At 61.9% G+C, this 21458-nt stretch carries 18 protein-coding genes; 10 read left to right on the top strand and 8 right to left on the bottom strand.

Annotated elements, in window-relative coordinates:
* Nucleotides 1-15: 15 nt before the first annotated feature.
* From Q9295_RS11585 to Q9295_RS11550, 8 genes are all read left to right on the top strand, one after another.
* A complete protein-coding gene (locus tag Q9295_RS11585; protein ID WP_306680735.1) occupies nt 16-753 on the top strand; it encodes a sulfite exporter TauE/SafE family protein in 738 nt (245 codons plus the stop codon).
* Between the two features lie 227 nt (nt 754-980).
* On the top strand, nt 981-3791 hold the full coding sequence (locus Q9295_RS11580; RefSeq protein ID WP_306680734.1) for a molybdopterin-dependent oxidoreductase: 2811 nt from the start codon (nt 981-983) through the stop codon (nt 3789-3791).
* Nucleotides 3788-4513: a 4Fe-4S dicluster domain-containing protein gene (locus Q9295_RS11575; RefSeq protein ID WP_306680733.1), complete on the top strand. Its 726-nt coding sequence runs from the start codon at nt 3788-3790 to the stop codon at nt 4511-4513. The genes Q9295_RS11580 and Q9295_RS11575 overlap by 4 nt, the downstream gene beginning before the upstream one ends.
* Nucleotides 4513-5385 carry a dimethyl sulfoxide reductase anchor subunit family protein gene (locus tag Q9295_RS11570; protein ID WP_306680732.1) on the top strand — a complete coding sequence of 291 codons (873 nt, stop codon included), beginning with the start codon at nt 4513-4515 and terminating at the stop codon, nt 5383-5385. The genes Q9295_RS11575 and Q9295_RS11570 overlap by 1 nt, the downstream gene beginning before the upstream one ends.
* 2 nt (nt 5386-5387) lie before the next feature.
* Nucleotides 5388-6743, top strand: a complete 1356-nt coding sequence (locus Q9295_RS11565) for a phosphohexomutase domain-containing protein (RefSeq protein ID WP_306680731.1) — start codon at nt 5388-5390, stop codon at nt 6741-6743.
* A gap of 354 nt (nt 6744-7097) precedes the next feature.
* Nucleotides 7098-7751, top strand: a complete 654-nt coding sequence (locus Q9295_RS11560) for a protein-L-isoaspartate O-methyltransferase family protein (protein ID WP_306680730.1) — start codon at nt 7098-7100, stop codon at nt 7749-7751.
* Between the two features lie 107 nt (nt 7752-7858).
* Nucleotides 7859-9238, top strand: a complete 1380-nt coding sequence (locus Q9295_RS11555) for a TolC family outer membrane protein (RefSeq protein ID WP_373457459.1) — start codon at nt 7859-7861, stop codon at nt 9236-9238.
* A 191-nt stretch (nt 9239-9429) separates the two neighbouring features.
* The gene (locus Q9295_RS11550; RefSeq protein WP_306680728.1) at nt 9430-10554 is read left to right on the top strand and encodes a hypothetical protein; all 1125 of its coding nucleotides are present in this window, start codon (nt 9430-9432) and stop codon (nt 10552-10554) included.
* A gap of 199 nt (nt 10555-10753) precedes the next feature.
* Here Q9295_RS11550 and Q9295_RS11545 read toward each other — a convergent pair whose 3' ends face one another.
* The 3 genes from Q9295_RS11545 to Q9295_RS11535 form a co-directional block, all read right to left on the bottom strand.
* Nucleotides 10754-11080: a DUF6280 family protein gene (locus tag Q9295_RS11545; protein WP_306680727.1), complete on the bottom strand. Its 327-nt coding sequence runs from the start codon at nt 11078-11080 to the stop codon at nt 10754-10756.
* Nucleotides 11081-11307: 227 nt separating this feature from the next.
* Entirely contained in the window at nt 11308-12090 is a 783-nt protein-coding gene (ygfZ, locus tag Q9295_RS11540; RefSeq protein WP_306680726.1) for a CAF17-like 4Fe-4S cluster assembly/insertion protein YgfZ, read from the bottom strand.
* 52 nt (nt 12091-12142) lie between these two features.
* Nucleotides 12143-13819 (bottom strand): ABC transporter ATP-binding protein, encoded by a 1677-nt coding sequence (locus Q9295_RS11535; RefSeq protein ID WP_306680795.1) that lies wholly within the window; start codon nt 13817-13819, stop codon nt 12143-12145.
* Between the two features lie 243 nt (nt 13820-14062).
* Here Q9295_RS11535 and Q9295_RS11530 point away from each other — a divergent pair, with 243 nt between their 5' ends.
* Nucleotides 14063-15268, top strand: coding sequence for a pyridoxal-phosphate-dependent aminotransferase family protein (locus Q9295_RS11530; RefSeq protein WP_306680725.1), 1206 nt, complete (start codon nt 14063-14065; stop codon nt 15266-15268).
* Here the strand turns inward: Q9295_RS11530 and Q9295_RS11525 are convergent.
* Nucleotides 15265-16176 (bottom strand): DMT family transporter, encoded by a 912-nt coding sequence (locus Q9295_RS11525; RefSeq protein ID WP_306680724.1) that lies wholly within the window; start codon nt 16174-16176, stop codon nt 15265-15267. The genes Q9295_RS11530 and Q9295_RS11525 overlap by 4 nt on opposite strands.
* A 303-nt stretch (nt 16177-16479) precedes the next feature.
* Between Q9295_RS11525 and Q9295_RS11520 the strand changes: the two genes are divergently transcribed.
* Nucleotides 16480-17268, top strand: coding sequence for a gamma-glutamyl-gamma-aminobutyrate hydrolase family protein (locus tag Q9295_RS11520; protein WP_306680723.1), 789 nt, complete (start codon nt 16480-16482; stop codon nt 17266-17268).
* Nucleotides 17269-17363: 95 nt separating this feature from the next.
* Here Q9295_RS11520 and Q9295_RS11515 read toward each other — a convergent pair whose 3' ends face one another.
* The 4 genes from Q9295_RS11515 to kynU all read right to left on the bottom strand — a co-directional run bounded on the left by Q9295_RS11515 (nt 17364) and on the right by kynU (nt 20997).
* Nucleotides 17364-18449 carry a L,D-transpeptidase gene (locus Q9295_RS11515; protein ID WP_306680722.1) on the bottom strand — a complete coding sequence of 362 codons (1086 nt, stop codon included), beginning with the start codon at nt 18447-18449 and terminating at the stop codon, nt 17364-17366.
* Between the two features lie 242 nt (nt 18450-18691).
* Nucleotides 18692-19528: a tryptophan 2,3-dioxygenase gene (gene kynA / locus Q9295_RS11510; protein WP_306680721.1), complete on the bottom strand. Its 837-nt coding sequence runs from the start codon at nt 19526-19528 to the stop codon at nt 18692-18694.
* A 27-nt stretch (nt 19529-19555) separates the two neighbouring features.
* Nucleotides 19556-19747 carry a hypothetical protein gene (locus Q9295_RS11505; protein WP_306680720.1) on the bottom strand — a complete coding sequence of 64 codons (192 nt, stop codon included), beginning with the start codon at nt 19745-19747 and terminating at the stop codon, nt 19556-19558.
* Between the two features lie 53 nt (nt 19748-19800).
* On the bottom strand, nt 19801-20997 hold the full coding sequence (kynU, locus tag Q9295_RS11500) for a kynureninase (RefSeq protein ID WP_306680719.1): 1197 nt from the start codon (nt 20995-20997) through the stop codon (nt 19801-19803).
* Nucleotides 20998-21458 lie beyond the last annotated feature (461 nt).

Raw genomic sequence — 21458 nt, 5'->3', positions numbered from 1 at the left:
AGGGATGGCCCGACAATGTTCGACTTAGGCCCGCTTGGGTTGATCTGGATGGCTCTGGTGATCCTTGGGGCGGGGTTTGTCCGCGGCTATTCGGGCTTTGGCTATTCCGCCATCGTGGTGGCGGGCGCGTCTTTGGTGATGAACCCGCTGCAGATCGTCGCGGTGGTGGCAGTGCTTGAGTTCTCGATGTCGTTGCAGTCTTGGCGCGGCGCCGGACCCGATATCGATTGGCGCCGAGTTCTATTCCTGCTGGCTGGAGCGGCAGTTGGACTGCCCTTGGGCCTTTGGCTTTTGACAGCGATCTCGGAAGATGCGGCGCGGGCGTTGATATCGGGCTATGTGCTGGTCATGTGCGCGGTGCTAATGGTCGGCTGGCGTTTGGCGGATGAGGTGGGGGCTAAAGGCACGGCCGCGATGGGGGTGGTTTCGGGCTTTGCCAATGCGCCTGGCATGGGCGGGCTGCCCTTGGCCGCCTTCTTCGCGGCTCAGCCGATGCGGCCGGCGGTGTTTCGCGCCACGTTGATCGCTTACTTCCCTTTTCTCGATCTCTATTCGATGCCGTTTTATTGGGGGCATGGGCTCATCAGCCTGCAAACGCTATGGGCGGTCTTGCTGGCTATCCCCCTGACTGGCCTAGGTAATCATCTGGGCGGGCGGCATTTCTTCGGAGCCGAGCCACAAGAGTTTCGACGCTTCGTGGTGCTGCTGCTGGCGGCTTTGGCCAGCTTGGGCCTCTTGAAAGCCCTTCTTTGATACGCAGCACCTAAAGGTGGGCGGCAGCAGACACTCGGTCAAAGCGATCCGCCAAAACTGCTGAAACCATTGCCTTTGGTCTAACGATCAGTGAAAACGAAGAAAAACGTTCTGCGGATGCGCAAGCGCGCCGCACAATAGTCTGGGGGTCTGCCGTTGCACTTGAAGCCAGCCAAAGCCGAATGCGCTCTAGCCACCTTGCCGTGCCGCCGTGAAAGGGCCGTCCAATGAATGTGCCGCGCCTTGAGACCTCGCCCGCTGTCTCGGATGAGATCCGCCAGACCACCTGTTACATGTGTGCCTGTCGCTGCGGGATCAATGTGCACATGAAAGAGGGCCGGGTCTCTTACATCGAGGGCAACCGCGATCATCCGATCAACAAGGGCGTGCTGTGCGCCAAGGGCGCCTCGGGGATCATGCAGGTCACTGCGCCTTCACGGCTGAAGGCGCCGTTGAAGCGGGTTGGGCCGCGCGGCTCGGGCGCATTTGAAGAGATCACTTGGGACGAAGCCCTTGATCTTGCAGTGCAATGGATGAAGCCTCTGCGTGAGACTGCGCCCGAGAAGCTGGCCTTTTTCACCGGGCGCGATCAGTCGCAATCCCTGACCGGCTGGTGGGCGCAGGCTTACGGCACGCCCAATTACGCGGCGCATGGCGGCTTTTGCTCGGTCAATATGGCGGCGGGTGGGATCTACACCATCGGCGGCGCTTTTTGGGAGTTTGGCCAGCCCGATTGGGAGCGGACCAATCTTTTCGTGATGTTCGGCGTGGCCGAAGATCACGACAGCAACCCGATCAAGATCGGCATTGGCAAGCTGAAGGAACGTGGCGCGCGGGTGATCTCGGTCAATCCGGTGCGCACCGGCTATTCGGCGGTGGCGGATGATTGGTATGGCATCACGCCCGGCACCGATGGGCTTTTGATCTTGTCGCTGATCCATTGCCTGATGGAAGCGGGCAAGATCGACCTTAACTATCTGGCGCAATGGACAAATGCGCCGATGCTGGTGAACAGCCAGCGGGGCGCCGAAAAGGGCATGCTCGTCAAAAATGCCGAGCGTCAGCCCTTTGTGATCGACCGCCGCACCGGCCAGCCCGCGCCTTGGGACGGGCAGGGGGTTGAGCCAGATCTGGGCGCGACGTGGGAGGGGCACCGCACGGTCTTCCAGCATATGGCCGAGGAGTATCTTGACCCGAAATACGCCCCCGAAGCGGTCTCGGCCCGTGTCGGCATCGCGGCAGAGCGCATTCGCAGCTTGGCGGCAGAGCTGGCGCAAGCGGCCTTTGATCATGCCTTCACGCTGAGCCGCCCGTGGAAAGATTTCCGTGGCAACCAGCATGAGGCCATGCAAGGCCGCCCGGTTTCCTTCCATGCGATGCGCGGAATCTCGGCCCATTCCAACGGGTTCCAGACCGCGCGCGCCTTGCATCTTTTGCAGATCATCCTTGGCTCGGTTGAGGCGCCGGGCGGCTACCGCTTGAAGCCGCCTTACCCCAAGCCTGTCGAGGCACATCCGACCCCGCATTTCGCCTCTGCCCCCGGCAAGCCGCTGTCCGGCCCGCATTTGGGCTATGTGCGCGGGCCCGATGATCTGGCGCTTTTGCCCGATGGCAGCCCCGCACGGATCGACAAGGCCTTCACTTGGGAAAACCCGCTTTCGGCGCATGGGCTGATGCATATGCTGATCCCGAATGCCCATGCCGGCGACCCCTATCGCATTGATACTTTGTTCCTTTACATGGCGAATATGTCTTGGAACTCCTCGATGAACACGACGCGTGTCATGGAGATGCTGACCGAGCAGGGCGCGGATGGCGAATATATCATCCCGCGGATCATCTATTCTGACGCCTATGCCTCCGAGATGGTGGCCTATGCCGATCTGATCCTGCCCGACACCACCTATCTCGAGCGGCACGACTGCATCAGCCTTCTGGACCGCCCGATTTCTGAGCCGGATGCCGCAGGCGACGCGATCCGCTGGCCGGTGATCGCGCCCGATCGGGGGGTGCGCTGCTTCCAATCGGTGCTTTTGGATCTGGGCGCACGGCTTGGCCTGCCGGGGATGGTGAATGAGGACGGCAGCGCGAAGTTCCACGACTACGAAGATTATATCATCAACCACCAGCGCCGCCCCGGCGTGGGGCCCTTGATCGGCTTTCGCGGCAATGGTGAGGAAGAGGGGCGCGGCGCGCCGAACCCCGCGCAGATGCAGCGCTACATTGAAAATGGTGCGTTTTATCAGGCGCATATCCCGGAAGAGGCCAGCTTTTATAAGCCGTGGAATGCCGGCTATCAGGACTGGGCGGTGCGCATCGGGCTTTATGAAACCCCGCAACCCTATCTCTTCTCGATCTGGTCCGAGCCGATGCGCCGCTTCCAATTGGCGGCCGAGGGGCAGGGCGATCGCCAGCCGCCGGATCACCTTCGGGCGCGGTTGAAAGAGGCGATGCATCCGCTGCCGATTTGGTATCCGCCTTACGGCGATGCCGATGCCGATTACGGCTATACGGTCCATGCGCTGACCCAGCGGCCGATGGATATGTATCACTCTTGGGGCAGCCAGAACGCTTGGCTGCGGCAGATCAAGGGGCATAACGCGCTCTATCTGCCGACCGCGATTTGGCAGGCGCAGGGCTTTGAAAAGGGCGATTTCGCCCGCGTCTCCTCGCGCAATGGGGTGATCGAGGTGCCGGTCGCGCATATGGCCGCGCTGAACCCGAATACCGTTTGGACGTGGAATGCGATTGGCAAACGCCGTGGGTCTTGGGCCTTGGACAAGGATGCGCCGGAGAGCAATTTGGGCTTCCTCCTCAACCACTTGATTTCCGAGCTTTTGCCCGGGGAGACGCGGCTTTCCAACTCGGATCCGGTGACGGGGCAGGCGGCTTGGTTTGACTGCCGGGTGCGGATTGAACGTGTGCCCGCCGCCGATCGCCCCGAGGGCCGTCCCGCGCAGCCGCAATTTGCCGTTCTGCCTGATCCGCCCCATGCGGAAGGCGGGCGCGGTTTAGATAAGAAGGGGGCGCGCGCATGACCTGCTTGCCCGGAAAAGTTGACAAAGCGCTTGGTCTGGTCATCGACCTTGACACTTGCGTCGGCTGCCAAGCCTGTGTGACCGCCTGCAAAGGCTGGAACGATCAAGGCTACGGCGTGCCGCTCTCGGACCAAAACGCCTATGGTGCAAAGCCTTCCGGCACCTTCCTCAACCGGGTGCACAGCTATGAGGTGCAGGCCGAGAACGCCGCCCCGCAGGTGGTGAACTTCCCGCGCTCCTGCCTGCATTGTGCCGATGCGCCTTGCGTCACCGTCTGCCCCACCGGCGCCAGCTATAAGCGCAGCGAGGACGGCATTGTCTTGGTCAATGAAGACGCCTGCATCGGCTGCGGCCTTTGCGCTTGGGCCTGCCCTTACGGCGCGCGCGAGATGGATGCCGATGCCGGGGTGATGAAGAAATGCACCCTTTGCGTCGACCGGATCTACAACACCCATCTGCCCGAGGAAGACCGCGAGCCTGCCTGTGTGCGCACCTGCCCAACCGGGGCGCGGCATTTCGGCGATCTTTCGGACCCGACAAGCAAGGTCTCGCAACTGGTCGAGGCGCGGGGCGGATATGCTTTGATGCCCGAACTGGGCACGAAGCCGGTCAACCGCTACTTGCCGCCGCGCAAAAAGGGCGCCGTCGCTGCCCCGGTGCTAGAGCCTTTGGAGGCCAAGGGCCTTGCCGGTTGGCTTGACCGGATTTTGGGGAAAATCTAATGAATCCGGCACCTTCTGTTATCATCTTCACCACACTTTCCGGTGCGGGCTTTGGCTTTTTGGCCTATCTGGCTTTGGGCATCCTAACGGTTGCAGGCTGGCCCGCCTTCTTCCTTTGGGCCTTGGGCTACGGGCTGGCGGTGGTCGGGCTGCTCGCCTCGGCCTTTCACTTGGGCAATCCGCAACGCGCGCTTTTGGCCTTCACGCAATGGCGCTCCAGCTGGCTGAGCCGTGAAGCTTGGGCCGCGGTCGCCACGCTGATCCTCTTGGCACCCATGGCTTTGTCGGATTGGCTGGGCCTTGGTCTGCCGCGCTGGATCGGCGGCATCGGGGCGGTTTTGTGTGTGGCGACACTCCTTTGCACCTCGATGATCTATACCCAGCTGAAGTCGGTGCCGCGTTGGCATGACCCAATGACGCCGGTCACGTTCTTGGCCTTTGCCGCAGCGGGGGGCGCGATCCTTGCCGCCCCGAAGCTGGTCGCCATCGCCCTGTGTCTCTTGCTCGCTGCCGTTCTGGCCTATGGCTGGAAGCGCGGCGACACTGCCTTTGCCCGCGCGGGCCAGACCATTGGCTCTGCCACGGGCCTTGACCGGCTGGGCGAAACCAAGGTCTTTGAGCCCGCCCATACCGCCGGCAATTACCTGATGCGCGAAATGATCTATGTCGTCGGTCGCCGCCATGTGGCCAAGCTGCGCGTGATCGCGCTGGGGCTGGTCACGGCTTTGCCGGTGATCTTGCTGGCGCTGCCGTTCCCCGCACTTGCCGCGCCGGCCTTTGTGCTGCATCTCGCCGGGGCTGCCTGCGCGCGCTGGCTCTTCTTCGCGCAAGCCGAGCATGTTGTTGGGCTTTATTACGGGGCGAGAGGGTAAAGATGCTGAGCTGTTTCAAGGCCTATGACATCCGTGGACGGCTCGGCGCAGAACTGAACGAAGACATCGCCCGCCGTATCGGCCAGGCCTTTGCCGAGGTGCTGGGGGCGAAAACCGTCTGCGTGGGGCGCGATTGCCGCGCCTCGTCCGAGGCTTTGATGGCGGCGACGGTAGAGGGGCTCTTGGCGGCCGGGGCTCAGGTTTTGGACCTTGGCCTTTGTGGCACCGAAGAGATCTACCACGCCACCACGCATTTCGGTGCCGATGGCGGGATCGAGGTCACGGCCTCGCATAATCCGATGGATTACAACGGGATGAAGATGGTGCAGCGCGGCTCGGCCCCGCTGGAGCCTGCGCTTATGCGGCAGATCCATGATCTGGCCGAGGCCGGGGAATTCCGCGCCGCCGCCCCGGGGCAGATCCGCGAAGCCATTGGCGCGCGCGCGGCTTATGTTAAGACGCTAACGCGGTTTGTTGACCCCAAGGCCCTGCGCCCGCTGCATATTTTGGTCAATTGCGGCAATGGAGCCGCCGGGCCCACCTTCGATGCGCTGGCCGAGGCCTTGCAAAAGAAGGGCGCGCCCTTGCGTTTCACCCGGATCCACCACGAGCCGGACGGCAGCTTCCCCAATGGCATCCCGAACCCACTACTGCCTGAAAACCAGCCGGTGACGGCCAAGGCTGTGCGCGCGCATGGCGCCGATATGGGCATTGCCTTTGACGGAGACTTCGACCGCTGCTTCTTCTTTGACGAGGTGGGCAGTTTCGTGCCGGGCGAATATGTCGTGGCGCTTCTGGCAGCCGCTTTCTTGGGTAAAGAAAATGGGGCCACGATCGTCCATGACCCGCGCGTGATCTGGGCCACGCAAGAGGCGGTGCGGCGCGGTGGGGGCACAGCGGTTTTGGCACCGACCGGACATGCGTTTCTGAAAGCCACCATGCGGCAAACCGGTGCGGCTTACGGTGGCGAGATGTCAGCGCATCACTATTTCCGCGATTTCATGGCCTGCGATTCCGGCATGATCCCTTGGCTCTTGGTCGCCGAGTTGATGGGCCGCGCCAATCAGCCGCTCTCGGGCTTGGTCGGGCAGATGCGGCAAGATTTCCCCTCCTCGGGCGAGATCAACTTCCGCGTGGCGGATGTGGCCCAAGCCATGGCTCGGGTAGAGGCGGCACTTTCGCCCGAAGCGGTTGCGATTGACCGGACCGATGGGCTGAGCCTTGATTTCGGAAACTGGCGGCTCAACCTGCGGGCCTCGAACACCGAGCCCCTATTGCGATTGAACGTGGAAGCGCGGGGTGATGCCGCAGTTGTGAGCGCAGGGGTGACGCGGTTGCGCCCCTTGATCCAAGGCTAGGCTCCGGACCGCTGCGCTTTTGGCAAATCAGGGCGGGGACGCTGCGCCCGCCGTGGCTGCGCGCCTTTGGCCCGCAGCCTCTCCTCGAAGATATGTATTCGGAAAATAGAGGTTTACGGCTCTTCCAGCCCAAAAATATCGCTGCCGGAGGCCCTGCCGGCAGCCCGAAGACGACGGCGCTTCTGTCTTGATGAGCGAAGCCACGTTGCCGCCGCGCCGCGCCTTGCATTTGGGCGCCCGGCAGGGCTGGAAATCTCTCGCCATCTGCGGCACAAAGGCGAAAGCAAAGCCTGTTGCCCTTTGGCGCCGGCTATGATTGACGTGCTGTTTAATATCTAAACCGATAGGTTCAGAATGAGCGAATTCGCCACCCGCCGCGTGATGATGGTCGACACGCAAGTCCGGCCCTCGGACGTTACCAAATTCCCGATCATCGACGCCATGTTGCAAGTCCCGCGTGAGGTCTATGTACCGCATGCGCTGCAAGAGGCGGCCTATGTCGGCAACAATATCGAGATCGCGCCGGGGCGGGTCGTGCTAGAGCCGCGCACTCTGGCCAAGATGCTGGATGCTTTGGATATTCAGCCGGGCGAGATCGTGCTCGATCTGGGATGCGGCTTTGGCTATTCCGCCGCGGTGATCGCGCATCTGGCCGAGACGGTTGTCGCCGTCGAGGAAGATGCGGAGCTTGCGGCCGAGGCCGAGCGTGCGCTGTTGGCCGAAGGTGTCGATACTGCGGTCGTGGTCACCGGCCCCTTGGCAGCGGGGGCGGCCAAGCATGGTCCCTATGATGTGATCACCGTGCAGGGCGGCGTGGAAGTAATGCCCGAGGCGCTGATCGATCAGCTAAAAGAGGGCGGTCGCATCGCGGCGGTCTTCATGGATGGCGCTCTGGGGCAGGTGAAGACTGGCATCAAGCAGGGCGGTCGTATCGATTGGCGCTTTGCCTTCAACGCCACCGCGCCGCTTCTGCCCGGCTTTGCACGCGGGCGCAATTTCGTGTTGTGATAAGTTGCGCGCCCTTTATCGGGGCGCGCCTTGCCGAATGATTTTCCCGGCGTCAGTCGAAAAGGCCGGGCGGGGCAGCAAACAGGAAAGCGATCATGCGGAACTTCATGCGGGCGATGACCTTGACGGCCAGCTTGGCCTTGGCCGGAGGCTTGACGGCGGTTCAAGCTCAGGCCGAGACGCTGGCAGATGCGCTGATCGCGGCCTATAAGAACTCGCACCTCCTTGACCAGAACCAAGCGGTTCTGCGCGCGGCCGATGAGGATGTGGCGATTGCCGTCGCCTCGCTGCGCCCGGTGATCAGCTTTGCGGCCAACGCGGGCTATGCCTATGCCAAGACCAATGTGCCCAATTCCGCGAACCATCTGGTGACGGAAGGGCTTTCGTCGTCGGCCACGCTTTCGGCAGAGCTGTTGCTGTTGGACTTCGGTCGGCGTGACTTCGGCATCAAGATTGCGCAGCACAGCGTTCTGGCCACCCGCCATGCCTTGGTCAATGTCGAGCAGCAGGTGCTGCTGGCGGCGGTCTCGGCCTATGTGAATGTGCAACTGCAACAACAGATTGTCGCTTTGCGCGAGTCGAACGTGCGGCTGATCAGCCAAGAGCTGCAGGCTGCACAGGACCGGTTTGATGTGGGTGAGGTGACCCGCACCGATGTCTCGATCGCTGAGGCACGGTTGGCGGCAGCGCGCTCTAATCTGGCTGCGGCTCAGGGTGATCTGATGATCGCACGCGAATCCTATAAAGCTGCGACCGGCGCCTATCCCGGCCGTCTGGCGGCGCTGCCGCCGGTGCCGAAGATCGGTAAAACCGTGGATGAGGCGCAATCCGTCGCCCGTCGCAGCCATCCGATCGTGCTGCAAGCGCAAGAGCTGGTGACTTTGGCCGAGGCGCAGGTTGGGCTTGCCAATGCCAATATGAAGCCGACCGTGGGCCTTGGCGCTTCGATCAACTGGACAGACAATGGCGATTTGACCGAGCGTCTGGGGCTGAGCATGAACCAAACGCTTTACGCGGGTGGTGAGAAATCTGCTCAGTATCGTAAGGCCTTGGCCGGTGGTGACCGCGCACGGGCGGCCTTGGGGCAAAGCGTCGTGGATGTCTTGCAAAACGTTGGCAATGCTTGGGCCTCGCTGGCGGTGTTTGGCGCATCGATCGATGCTTCGAACCAGCAGATCCGCGCGGCGCAAGCGGCCTTTGACGGCGTGCGCGAAGAGGCAACCTTGGGCGCGCGGACCACTTTGGACGTGCTCAACGCCGAGCAAGAGCTTCTGAACGCCCGCGCCTCGCGCCTGCAAGCCGAGGCCGGGCGCTACATCGGCGTCTATCAAGTGCTGGCCAGCATGGGGCTTTTGACGGTCGAGCATCTGAAACTGGGCATCCCGACCTATGATCCGCAAGCCTATTACAACGCGGTGAAAACCGCACCGGCCACGTCGAGCCGGGGGAAGAAGCTGGATGAGATCATGAAGAAGATCGGCAACTGAGCCAATCTTTAAGCGAATGTTAAGCAGGGGGTGGGGTTTCCGCCCCCTGTTTCTTTTTCGCGCTGTGTTTGCGGCAAAATTTCGTGAACTCTTTTACCGGACGTTAACGCGCCTTCTGCCAATTTCTTGTCAGGCGCGGCGGTTCTGGCTAAGGTGGCCAACAAAATCGATAATCGCGCAGGCAAAATTTCATGTCCGAACCTCTGACTTCGCCTGAGATTGAGGATGTCCTCTCCTCTATCCGCCGACTGGTCTCCGAAGACCTTAGACCGGCACGGACCGCTATGGCGGAAGCCCGCGCGCAGGATCCGGCGGGCGACAAGCTGATGCTGACGCCTGCCTTGCGGGTGGTGCCGCGGGCCGACGCGGATGTAGCTGAGGTGACGGCTGTCGCGGATGACTGGCAGATCGAGGCCGCAGAGGCAGCATCCGTATCGCAAGAGTCGCTTTGGGAAGAGACGGCGGCAGCTGCATATGCAGATGAAGCTATCGCACCGTCGGTCGATGAGGCCGAGGCAGAAGGCTCCGAAACCAGCTTTGGTGCCACTGCCACTGCAGAGATTTATGATGACGCCGGGATGGAAGGGCCGTCAAAGCTTGCAGCCGAGCTTTTGGCGCAGAATGCAGACATCCTCTGGGCGGCTCCGGGCGCGCCCGTTGATGCCGATGAAGCCGAGCGCGTGGCTGGGCCAGAGCTGAGCAGCTTTTGGCAAGAGCCCGCCATCGTCGCCGCCGTTGAAGCGGAAGAGGGGGCTCTTTTGCCCGCGACGCTCTTATCCGAAGGCTTGGCTTTGCCTATGGACATGCCAGAGCCTGTCGTGGCGGAGGCGGTCCCAGAGGCAGAGGCCGCATGGCCTGAGGATTCTGCCTTGGCCAGCGACGTTGAGATAGAAGAGCTTCATGCTTCTGAGCCCTTGTCCTTCGTTGCGCATCCGCGACGCGGTGATCGGCTTCACGATCCGATCACTGAGCCGCTTGCTCAAGCTTGGGCCGAGGCGGATCTGCGCGCGGATCTAGATGCTGGTCGTCTGATGGCGCAAACCGCAGTCGATGCGGGCGCCGAGGCGGACATCACGCCCGAAGAGGCGCACAACGCAGTTCCCGACGGTGTTGCCGCGATAAACCCAGCCGCGGACGGGGTTGAGCTTGCGGATGACACCGGCTTCAGCATCGACGAAGAGACGCTGCGCCAGATCGTGCGCGAGATCATTCGCGAAGAGCTGAGCGGCACTTTGGGCGAGCGGATTACCCGCAATGTGCGCAAACTGGTACGGGTCGAGGTGAACCGGGCACTCACCGCGCGCGACTTGGAATAATCACGACGAATAATCACGACTGGCATGAAACGCCAAAGGCAATAAAAAAGCGGCCCCACTTCAGGGCCGCTTTTTTGCACCTATTCGGCGCAATGCGCGCGCAGAGCCCAGTGCAAAAAATTGAAAAAGCGCGCCATGAAGGCGCGCCTTTTTCAGTGTGGCACTGATCTTGGGCCTATCCCAGATCAGCCAAATCGGCTTAGGCAGCTTCTGCCTGATCCGCTTCCAAAGCATGGCGGCGTTCGGATTCTTCGCGGCTGAGAGCAACCGAGGTGCGGACACCTTTGGCGACGAATTCCATAAGGCCTTTGACAACGCGTTCATTCGGGTCGATGCCCGAACAGGAGAGAACTTCACGCCCGTCGCGCGAGCGCGCCCAACGTGCGATTTGATCCGGACCATTGCCGTATTTTTTATCGTCGGCGATGGCATCATCCAGCGCGGCCAGAACCACGGCCGCAAAGAGTTTGCGTGCCCGTTGACCTTGCTCGAAGTTAAAGGCAGTGCTGTCGATGGAGTCGAGCATCGGCGAAATCCTTAGTCTTTTCTTGTCTTTGCTGTTCGCTCAGGGCTTTTAGCAATAATGACATGATTCGGCGTTTACGGTTTGGAATGACTGCAATGCGCTGGGTGCATAGCAGTCGCCCTTCTGCGGCTCAGTTTTGCGAGTTCTGCCGCAGCAATCAGCGAGATATAGCGTTATTTGCCTGCGTTTCAATGATTAGTCATGTGCGCCACGCAAGTTTCGCTTCGTCACTTTGCCAGCTTATCCGCCGCCAGCTTGGCCATGTCCGCAAGGAGGGTGTCGCTCAGTCGATCAAACCGAGCATGCGCTAACGCCTGTCCACCGGAAACGGTTCCCAACCTTCCAGCCTCGCGCCCATCTGCGATCGTGATGGGGGTGCCTGCGGCTGCGGTGCCGGTGATCGACAGGCGAACCAGACCCTTTTTCAGCTCGGTTTTATGCTTCATGCGGGCGGTCACTTCTTGGCCGACATAGCAGCCCTTGCGGAAGCTGACCCCGTTCAGACGCTCAAACCCCATCTCAAGGATGTAGCTTTCGTCGGGGACCAAGTCAGCCGGGTATTCGGGAACCATCAATTCGACCCGAAGCGCGTCCCAATCAATGGCAGGCGGCGCGCCGGTGCTGTCGCTATATAGACGCCAGCCAAGATCTTGGTGGCGGGGATCGGGCAGGGCGGTTGCGGGAGCGGGGTCCAAACCGCGCTGCACCTGCAAGCTGCTTGGCGCGATCTGAACATCGGCGCGCAGTTTATACATCTGCAATCGCTTGATCACATTCGCCGATAATGCTTCGGGCAGATCAAGCAGGATCTCGCCTTCGGGCGCATCGGGCCGACGGATGACAAAGAAGTCAGCCAGATACTTACCCTGGGGGGTGAGCAGGGCCGCCCAAACGATCCCCGGAGACTGAGCCAAGGGCAAAACGTCATTGCTGACAAGACCTTGCAGGAAAGCCAGCACATCCTTGCCGGTCAATTGCCAGATCGACCGTCCCAAAACCGCTTCGCCCATAACGCACTCCTTTGCCGCTGATATAGGCCGGGTGTCGGTTTGGGCAAAGGCTTTAGTTCCGAAATTGCAAAGCATGTAGCTTGGCGTAAAGGCCGTCTTTTTCCATAAGCTCATCATGGGTGCCGATTTCGACCGCTTGGCCTTGATCCATCACCACAATCCGATGCGCATCGCGCACGGTGGCCAAGCGATGCGCAATAACCAAGGTGGTGCGGCCCTCTTGGGCGCGGGCCAAAGCCTCGGTAACGGCACTTTCTGACGCCGCATCCAGCGCGCTGGTTGCCTCGTCCAGCAAAAGCACAGGGGCATCAGCCAGCAAGGCCCGGGCAATCGCCACCCTTTGGCGCTGACCGCCCGAGAGGGCCGAGCCGCGCGGTCCGGCAGGGGTGTCGAGGCCAAGTGGCAGGCGGGCCAAGAACTCATCGACCCGCGCGTCTGCAAGCGCTGCCTCAAGACGTTCCTGCGGGATACCATCGCGGCCAAGGATCAGGTTTTCGCGCAAGGTCTCATCAAAAAGCGCGGCCTCTTGCGAGACGGCGGCAAAGGAGCGGCGCTGATCGGCCAAAGTCATAGCTTCGGTCGCGGCCCCGCCGATGAGGATCTGGCCCGATTGCGGTTCGGCAAGGCCGGTGAGGAGGTGGAAAACGGTGGATTTCCCCGCCCCCGATGCGCCCACAAGAGCCGTAACCTGACCGGCTTCTGCGGTGAAATTCAGCCCCCGCAGCACCGGTGTGGCGTCATCATAGCCAAAGCTCACGTCTTGGAACGAAATTGCAGGCGGCACGGCGCTCGGCAAAGCGCGGCTTTGCGCGGGGCGGAGCGCGGCGGCGTGCTGGTCAAAGAACCCGTAGATCCGCTCAAGGGAAGCGCGCGAGATTTGCCATTGGCCGGCCAGATCCGAGAGCCGCCGGATCGGCTGGAAAGTCAACGCCATTGCGGTGAAAAACGCCATAAACTCGCCGGTGGTGCGGCTGCCGGCAACCACTTGCGCGCCGCCAAGCATAAGGACGGCAAAGAAGCCTGCGCCGGTCACCACATCAACAAGTGCGGGCATCGCGGCGCGACCGGTGGCTGATTTCACCTCGGCACGGATGATCCGGTTTAGGATTTGGCGGAAGCGCGAGGCCTGGTAGCTCTCCATCCGGTTCAGCTTCACCTGCGCGATGCCGTGAAAAATCTCATCCAGTCGAGTGGCGCGCAGGCCGGATTCCGCCCGCATTTGCAAGGTTTTGCGGCGGATGTAGCGTTGCAAACCCAAGGCTGGGAGCAACAAAAGCGGCGCGCCAACCAATGCGGCAAGGGTCCACATGGGATCGATGCTGATCGCCACCACGAAAAGCCCGATCAGCGAGACCAGATCGCGGGCAAGCCCAACGACCACCAACTGCATGCCCGATTGCGCGGCAACGGTATCGCCTTGCACCCGGTCAATCAGGCTGCCCGGTGGGTGGGTTTGGAAGAACCCGCCGTCCAGCGTCAGAAGATGGCCCAAAAGCGCTGCCTGCATATCGGCCGCGGTCTCTTGGTTCAGCCGCGCCAGCAGGTGCCGCCCGATGATCGAAGTCAGACCCCGGAAGAGAAAGAGGCCCAGAATGCCGCCGCCGACCCAGATCAAAGCCTCGGTCGATTTGCTGGCGAAAACCCGGTCGAAAAGCGGCTCCAAAAGCCAAGAGAGCGCGCCTAATGTTGCGCCTTCGGCAACGGACACCGCCATCGCCAAAACCAGCATCTTCCAACGCCGGCTGAGAAAGTCGAGCCAGTAGCGGCGGAACGGCCCCTGCGATTGGCTGGATTTCGGGCTAAGGGTCGGGGCAGTTGCTGTCGCGGCCAAGGTGCGCCTCCGTGGGAAGACTTTGGTGTAGCGGATCAAGCAGCGCGCCTCAAGCGCTGGACGGACCTGCGCCCGCGCAGAGCGCCGTTGCGGCGGCCTGCATTCGGCTCTAGCCATATCAGCGGACATTAGGAGCCTGCGATGACACTTGCCTTTGGCCATCCCTACCTTGCCATTCCCGGCCCCTCGGTCATGCCTGATCGGGTGCAGCGCGCCATGCATCGCGGCAGCCCCAATATCTATGAGGGCGGGCTTTTGGATCTGGTTGAGAGCCTTTGGCCCGATCTGCGCGCGGTGGCGGGCACGAAGCACCATGTCGCGGCCTATATCAGCAATGGGCATGGCGGCTGGGAGGCGGCGACGGCGAACCTCTTTTCGCGCGGGGAGAAGGCGCTGGTTCTGGCGACTGGTACCTTCGGCCTTTCATGGGCCAACCATGCCCGTGCTATGGGGATTGAGGTTGAACTGATTGATTTCGGTAAGGAAACACCCGTCGATCCCGAAAGGTTTGAGGCCGTACTGCGCAAAGATCTGAAGCACCAGATCAAGGCGGTCTTGGTCACGCATGTCGATACAGCAACCACGGTGCGCAATGACATTCCGGCTTTGCGCCGTGCAATTGATGCGGCAGGGCATCCGGCGCTTTTGGCGGTGGATTGTATCGCTTCGATGGGCTGCGATGAATATCGAATGGATGACTGGGGCGTCGATGTCACGGTGGCGGCCAGCCAGAAGGGGTTGATGACGCCTCCGGGGCTGGCCTTCGTTTGGTTTAATGAGAAGGCGCGGCTGCGCTGTCAGGGATCGGACCTCGCCAGCCCGTATTGGAACTGGCAGCCTCGCGCGCAAGCGACCGAGTTCTATCAGCATTGGGACGGCACCGCCCCCACGGCGCATCTTTATGCCTTGCGTGAGGCGCTGACGATGTTGGTGCAGGAAGAGGGGATCGCGGCGGCTTGGCACCGGCATGAGGTGCTGGCGCGCACGGTCTGGGCGGCGTTTGAGGCTTGGGGCCGGGGGAACGATCAGATCGGGCTGAACGTCAGCCGTCCCGAATGGCGGGGCCGCTCGGTCACCGCCGCGCGGTTTGGCGCGCCGCATGCCACAAGGCTGCGGGAATGGTGCGAGCATAAGGCCGGGGTGACTTTGGGCATTGGCCTTGGCATGGCCGCCCCGGATGATCCGGCCTATCACGGCTATTTGCGGGTCGCGCATATGGGCCATGTCAGCGCCCATATGACGCTCGGCGCTTTGGCGGTGATGGATGCGGGGTTGAAAGCCTTGGCAATCCCGCATGGCGCTGGCGCGCTTGAGGCGGCGGCAATGGTCATTGCCAAAGGCGCTTAACCTTGGGCTTGCGCCTTCGCCACCTTGCGGGTGCGCAGCGAGATATAGATCGCCGAGCTGATCAGGATGGCCACGCCAAGGATCGTCCAGCGATCCGGCAGTTCGGCAAAGAACCACCAGCCGAAAAACACCGCCATGATGATCTCGACAAAGGCGAGGGGTGCCAGCAATGAGGCCTCGGCCTGCTTATAGGCGAAGGTGATCAGCAAATGCCCGGTGGTGGCGATCAGGCCAAGGGCAATCAGCATCAGCCATTGCGTGGCATCGGGCATCTGCCAAGCCATTGGCAGCATTGCCGTCATTGCCAAAGTCCCAATCAGACTGGTGTGGAAGGTCAGCACATTGGCATCGTCACGCCCGGCGCGGGCATGGGTCATCACAAAGTAGCTGCCGACCGAGACGCCCGCCGCCAGCGCCAGAAGCGTGCCTTGGTTCATCTCGACCATACCGGGGCGGATGATGATCAGCGTGCCGATAAAACCCACCGCCACCGCAGCCCAGCGTTTCGGGCCGACCCGCTCTCGTAAGACCAGTGCTGCCAGCAGGGTCACAATCAGGGGGTTGATGAAGAAGATCGCCATTGCATCGGCAATCGGTAGGTATTTCAACGCGCTAAAGAAAAGCCAGGTGGAGCTGTAGAGCAAGAACGCCCGGGCGATGTGGTAGCGTAAGTTTTGCGGGCGCAGGCCAGCCAGACCCGCCGAGCGGACGACCAGCGGCACCACCAAGATCGTGCCGAAAAGCGCGCGCGCCCAGACCACGACCAAGATCGGCAGCCCCGCCGCGCCAAGGAATTTGGCCAGCACATCAATCCCCGGCAGGACCATCATCGCCGCCGTCATCAGGCCAATGCCCAAAAGCGGTTTCAAGGTAGGGGTGACAAGCGAGGAGGCGGCAGAGGAACTCATACGCGCCATCTAGGCCCAAGTGCAGCACGGGGCCATTCTGAAAGCGACCCAAAACCACGAATGTGGCGCATTTCATGCTCGGGGCTCGTTTAGACGAAAAAGCGGTTTATCTGAAAGGCTTTGGCACAGGGTTGGGTTAATCTCAGGGAGCGGTGGCATCGTTCTGCACGACCTCAACCCTGCAGGACTGCATGGCTGCTGTGCGTCTGCGCCTGCATCTGGGCCTTCACCCTTTGGCATAGCATCGCTATCTTAACCGCAAGAACGCCCATACTCCCCTATTCCAACTCCCGGACCCCGGACATGTCGAGCTTGACCAGCCGCCGCCCCGTCGTGGGCATCATCGGAAACAGCCATGCGCTGGATGAGCGCTATGAGGTGCATGCCGTGGGCGTGATCAACACCGAAGCGGTCGCCGGGGTCGCGGGCTGTTTGCCGCTCATCATCCCGACCGACCCGCGCTTTGTCTCGGTCGAGGATCTTTTGGACCTCTGCGATGGGTTCTTGCTGACCGGTGGGCGGCCGAATGTGCACCCTTCGGAATATGGCGTGGAGCCGACGCCCGCGCATGGTGCCTTCGATCAGGGCCGCGATGCGGTGGTGTTGCCGTTGATCCGCGCTTGTGTCGAGCGTGGCCAGCCTTTCCTTGGCATCTGCCGTGGCTTTCAAGAGGTCAACGTGGCGATGGGGGGCTCATTGCACCCCGAGATCCGCGAGCTGCCGGGGCGGATGAACCACCGGATGCCGCCCAATGGCACATTGGAAGAGCAATTCGCGCTTCGCCACCCGGTGCGCTTTGTCGAGGGCAGCCCGTTTCATCAGCTTTTGGGCCAAGAAGAGGTGATGACCAACACCTTGCACGGGCAGGGGATTGATCGGCCGGGGCCGCGGATTGTGATCGATGGCACCGCTCCCGATGGCACACCCGAGGCGATCCATGTGGAAAATGCGCCGGGCTTTACGCTTTCGGTGCAGTGGCACCCCGAGTGGCGGGCGGGCGAAGATCCGGTTTCGCGCCCGATTTTTGAGGCCTTTGGCCGCGCTTGTGCGGCTTGGGCCGCGGGCAAGGGGCGCAAGCTGGCCGCCGAATAGTCGATGGGCCGTGTCGCAATGGTGCGGCTGGGCGTAAGCAAAAAGGCCGAAGATCAGATGATCTTCGGCCTTTTAATTCATTTGCAGCGCACTGCTTAGCCCTGCGGGCAAAGGCCATTCACCAACGGCACGGCGCAGGTTGCGGCGGGGGCAGGTGCTTCGGCCGGGGCCTCAATTACAGCCGGGGCTTCGACAGCCGCCGGAGCCGCAGGGGCTGCCGGAGCAACTGGCTCTGCCGTGGGCGGCGTATCGGCGGCAATGGGCGAGGCCGCGGAAGAGACGGCGGGCGCGGCGGTCGGCAAGGCCGGGACTGCAACGGCGGGTGCCGCTTCTGCACCCGTTGCCGGGGCAGTCGGCCCCACCAGACCCGGAGGCGGGCCGGTCAGGGTCAGATCGGTTGCAGGAACCTCGGGCTTCGGCTCGGCCTTTTTCTTTGGGGCGGGCGGTTTCGGGATCGACAGCTTCGTCGGCATCTCGCCTTTCGCGGTCAGGACGATGACCTTCTCGCCGCCCTGGACCCGCTCATAGAGGTCCATAACGTCTTGGTTGATCATACGGAAACAGCCCGAAGAGGCATTGCGCCCGATCGATTTCCATTCCGGCGTGCCGTGGATCCGATAGCCATAATCGACGCCATTCGAGGTCAGGTAGATCGCGCGTGCGCCCATCGGGTTGGTCGGGCCGCCCGGCTGGCCGTTCTCCCATTTTTGCAACGAGGGCTTGCGCTCGATCATCTCTTTCGGCGGCGTCCAAGTCGGCCAGTGGCGCTTTTTCGACACGATCGACTCGCCCGACCAGCCAAAACCTTCGGCACCCACCGCGATGCCATAGCGGATCGCTTTGTTCTTGCCCAAGACGTAGTAAAGCACGCGCTGGCTGGGGTGGATGATGATCGTGCCCGGCACTTGATCGGACGGATATTCAACGACTTGCCGGCGATAGGCCTCGGGGATCTGGTCGATCGGCAGCTCGGGCACCGAGAATTGCCCGTCCGATTGCGCCGCGTAAAGCGCGTCATCGGGCTTCGGCAGTGGCGGACCGGGCAACTGAGCAACGCTGGCGCCGGGCGCGGTGCCCGACATGCCATCGACGCAGGCCGACAGGGTCAGGGCTGCGGCCAAGGCCAGCAGCGGCGCCTTAAGCAGGGGGGAGAGGGCGGGAATTCGACCGGTCAGCGTCATTCTATGCTCATAAGATGCGTGTCCCAGAGGCGCTGCCCCCGGGTTCTTCCGGCCAGACCCTAGCTTAGCGCTGACTTGACGTCAAACCTGGCCCTGTAGGTGAGACTACCTAGAGGCGAGGCTTGACGGCATCGTGATGCCGCCGTGAAAATCCAATGATTGATGACGTTTTGGGAATTGGAAATGTGGTCCTGCCCACCCTATGTGCCCGATTGGCAGAGGGTAGGCAGGGGGCCTTACGCTTAGAGAACGGTGCGCAGCGACCAAAGCTCAGGGAAAAGCTGCACTTCCAGCATCCGGCGCAGATAGGCGATGCCCGAGGTGCCGCCGGTGCCGCGCTTAAAACCGATCACACGTTCGACCGTGGTGACATGGTTAAAGCGCCAGCGGCGGAAGTAATCTTCAAAATCCACCAACTTTTCGGCCAGCTCATAGGCCTCCCAATGCGCCACCGGATCGCGGTAGACCTGCGCCCAAACCTCTTGCACGCCCTCATGGAAGGTCCAAGGCTGGCGCAGGTCGCGGTTCAACACATCTGCCGGGACCGGCAGGCCCATCCGCGCCAAGGCGCGCAAAGCCTCATCATAAAGGCCGGGGCGGGCGAGTTCGGCTTCAAGCTTGGCCATCAAATCGGGCCGATGCTCATGCGGTTTCAGCATCGCCAGATTGCGGTTGCCGACGGCATATTCGATCAGCCGGTATTGCCAAGACTGGAAGCCCGAAGATTGCCCTAAAGCCTCGCGGAAGGTGGTGTAATCGGCCGGGGTCATGGTGCGCAGCACGTCCCAAGCATTGTTCAGCTGCTCAAAGATCCGCGCGATCCGCGACAGCATCTTAAAGGCTTCCCGCGTGCGATCGGCCGCAATCATCTGCCGTGCGGCATTCAATTCATGCAAGGCCAGCCGCATCCAAAGCTCAGAGGTCTGGTGTTGGATGATGAACAACAGCTCATCATGCGCATCGGTAAGCGGTTTTTGCGCGGTCAGGATCTGGTCGATCGCCAGATAATCGCCATAGGACATCCGCCCATCAAAGGACATCTGCGCGCCGTCACTGGCGGGATCGTGAGGTTTGGTCATGTCTTTTCCTTTTGAAAACGTTGGATTTCAGAGGGAAAAGGCGGTTCTCCGGCACAGGATTGAGCTGGCGCCCATGCGGCGCCAAAGCGCGGCCCAGCCCGAGGGGCGGCACAGCGGCGGCAGCGCGTCAGCCGTCCCGTAAGGCGGCGCAACAATGTCGCGCCGCAGCTTGAAAAGGTCCGCCGCACCGATGCCCGCCACAGCCGCAAAGACGGCCATGCAGGCCGCCTTCAAAAAGCGACCAGCCTTGATCCGGGGGCGGCGGAGCCAGTTCATGTCACGCGCGAGCGGGCTTTGAACTCGGGCCGGTCCCAAGCTTTGGTCTCGATGATGCGCGCAAGGATTTGCACCGCGCGATCCACCTCATCCGGGCCGATGTAAAGCGGGGTGAAGCCGAAGCGCAGGATGTCGGGGGCGCGGAAGTCGCCGATCACGCCCTCGGCGATCAGCGCCTGCATCACGGCATAGCCCTCGGCATGGCGGAAGGAGACTTGGCTGCCACGGTTTGCATGCTCGCGCGGGGTCGCAAGTTCCAGATCGGGGCAGGCGGCTTCGACCCCGGCGATGAAGCGGTCTTGCAGCGCCAGCGCGGCGGCGCGGATCTCTTGCAGGGTCACGCCTTCCCAGACATCCAATGCTGCGTCCAAAGCGGCGAGTTGGAGGATCGGCGGGGTGCCCACGCGCATCCGCTCGACCCCGTTGCCGGGGCGGTAATCAAGGTCAAAGGCAAAGGGCGCCTCATGACCAAGCCAGCCGGACAGGGCAGGGCGGGCGCGCTCTTGGTGGCGGGGGGCGACATAGATGAAGGCCGGGCCGCCGGGGCCGGAGTTGAGGTATTTATAGCTGCAACCTACGGCAAAATCGGCGCCATCGCGGGCCAGTTCCACCGGAATGGCGCCCGCAGAATGCGCGAGATCCCAAACCACCAAGACGCCATGCGCATGGGCCTTTTCGATCAGCCGCGCCATGTCATGCTTGCGGCCGGTGCGGTAATCGACCTCTGTTAGCATCAACACGGCCAGCTCGTCCGTGATCGCGGCTTCGACGTCTTCGGGGGCAACCGTGCGCAACTCGTAGCCTTCGCCCAAAGTGCGCGCCAAACCATCAGCGATATAAAGGTCCGAGGGGAAGTTGCCGTTGTCGGACAAAATCACCTTGCGGGGTTTGTTCATCTCCAAGGCCGAAGCCAGCGCCTGATAGACCTTGATCGAGAGCGTATCGCCCATCACGACCGAGCCTTCTTCGGCGCCGATCAGTTTGGCGATGCGATTGCCGATGCGCGAGGGCATCTCCATCCAGCCGGCTTGGTTCCAGCCGCGGATCAGCATCTGGCCCCACTCCGCCGTCACGGTCTGGGCCACCCGCGCGGCGGCGGCTTTCGGCATTGGCCCCAGCGAATTGCCGTCAAGGTAGATCACCCCATCGGGCAGGTCGAACATCGCCTTGGTCGCGTTGAAATCGGTCGTCATGCGCGGGCCCCCCGGGCCATCTGGCCCCCTGATGATTTCCTTTAGCTGATAGGGAATTCGATCATTCATTTCAAGCTTAAACTAATTCGCAATTGCGAGGCGGTCAGCGCCTTCAAAGGTCGACTCTCGGCGTGGTCCGGGGCTGCGCTTTGACGAATGACTTGGCCAAATTGCGTCAGGCGGCGGATGAGATTTGCAATCTTTGGCTGAAATGCTTGCGCGTAGGGTTTGACGATCGCCCCAAGGCCTTGGGCCAGTCTGCCTGTGCGCCATCGGCGATTTCACCTCTGTACCGCGCCCAAAGGCGCTCAAACGCTGCATTATGTAGCATTTTGGCGTCACTTTGATAGTTTACCCAGCGTCACCTGCATGCATTGTGCCGGAAACGGGCGGGGTGGCCGCAATAACGGAAATGCCGCATGGCAGCATTCTGCGGTTGATATCAGACCCCCCGATGGTAC

This window comes from Pseudogemmobacter lacusdianii, from assembly GCF_030848395.1.
Lineage (GTDB): Bacteria > Pseudomonadota > Alphaproteobacteria > Rhodobacterales > Rhodobacteraceae > Pseudogemmobacter > Pseudogemmobacter lacusdianii.
Note: the sequence above shows the minus strand (reverse complement) of the source record. Positions and strands in the feature narration are given on the sequence as shown.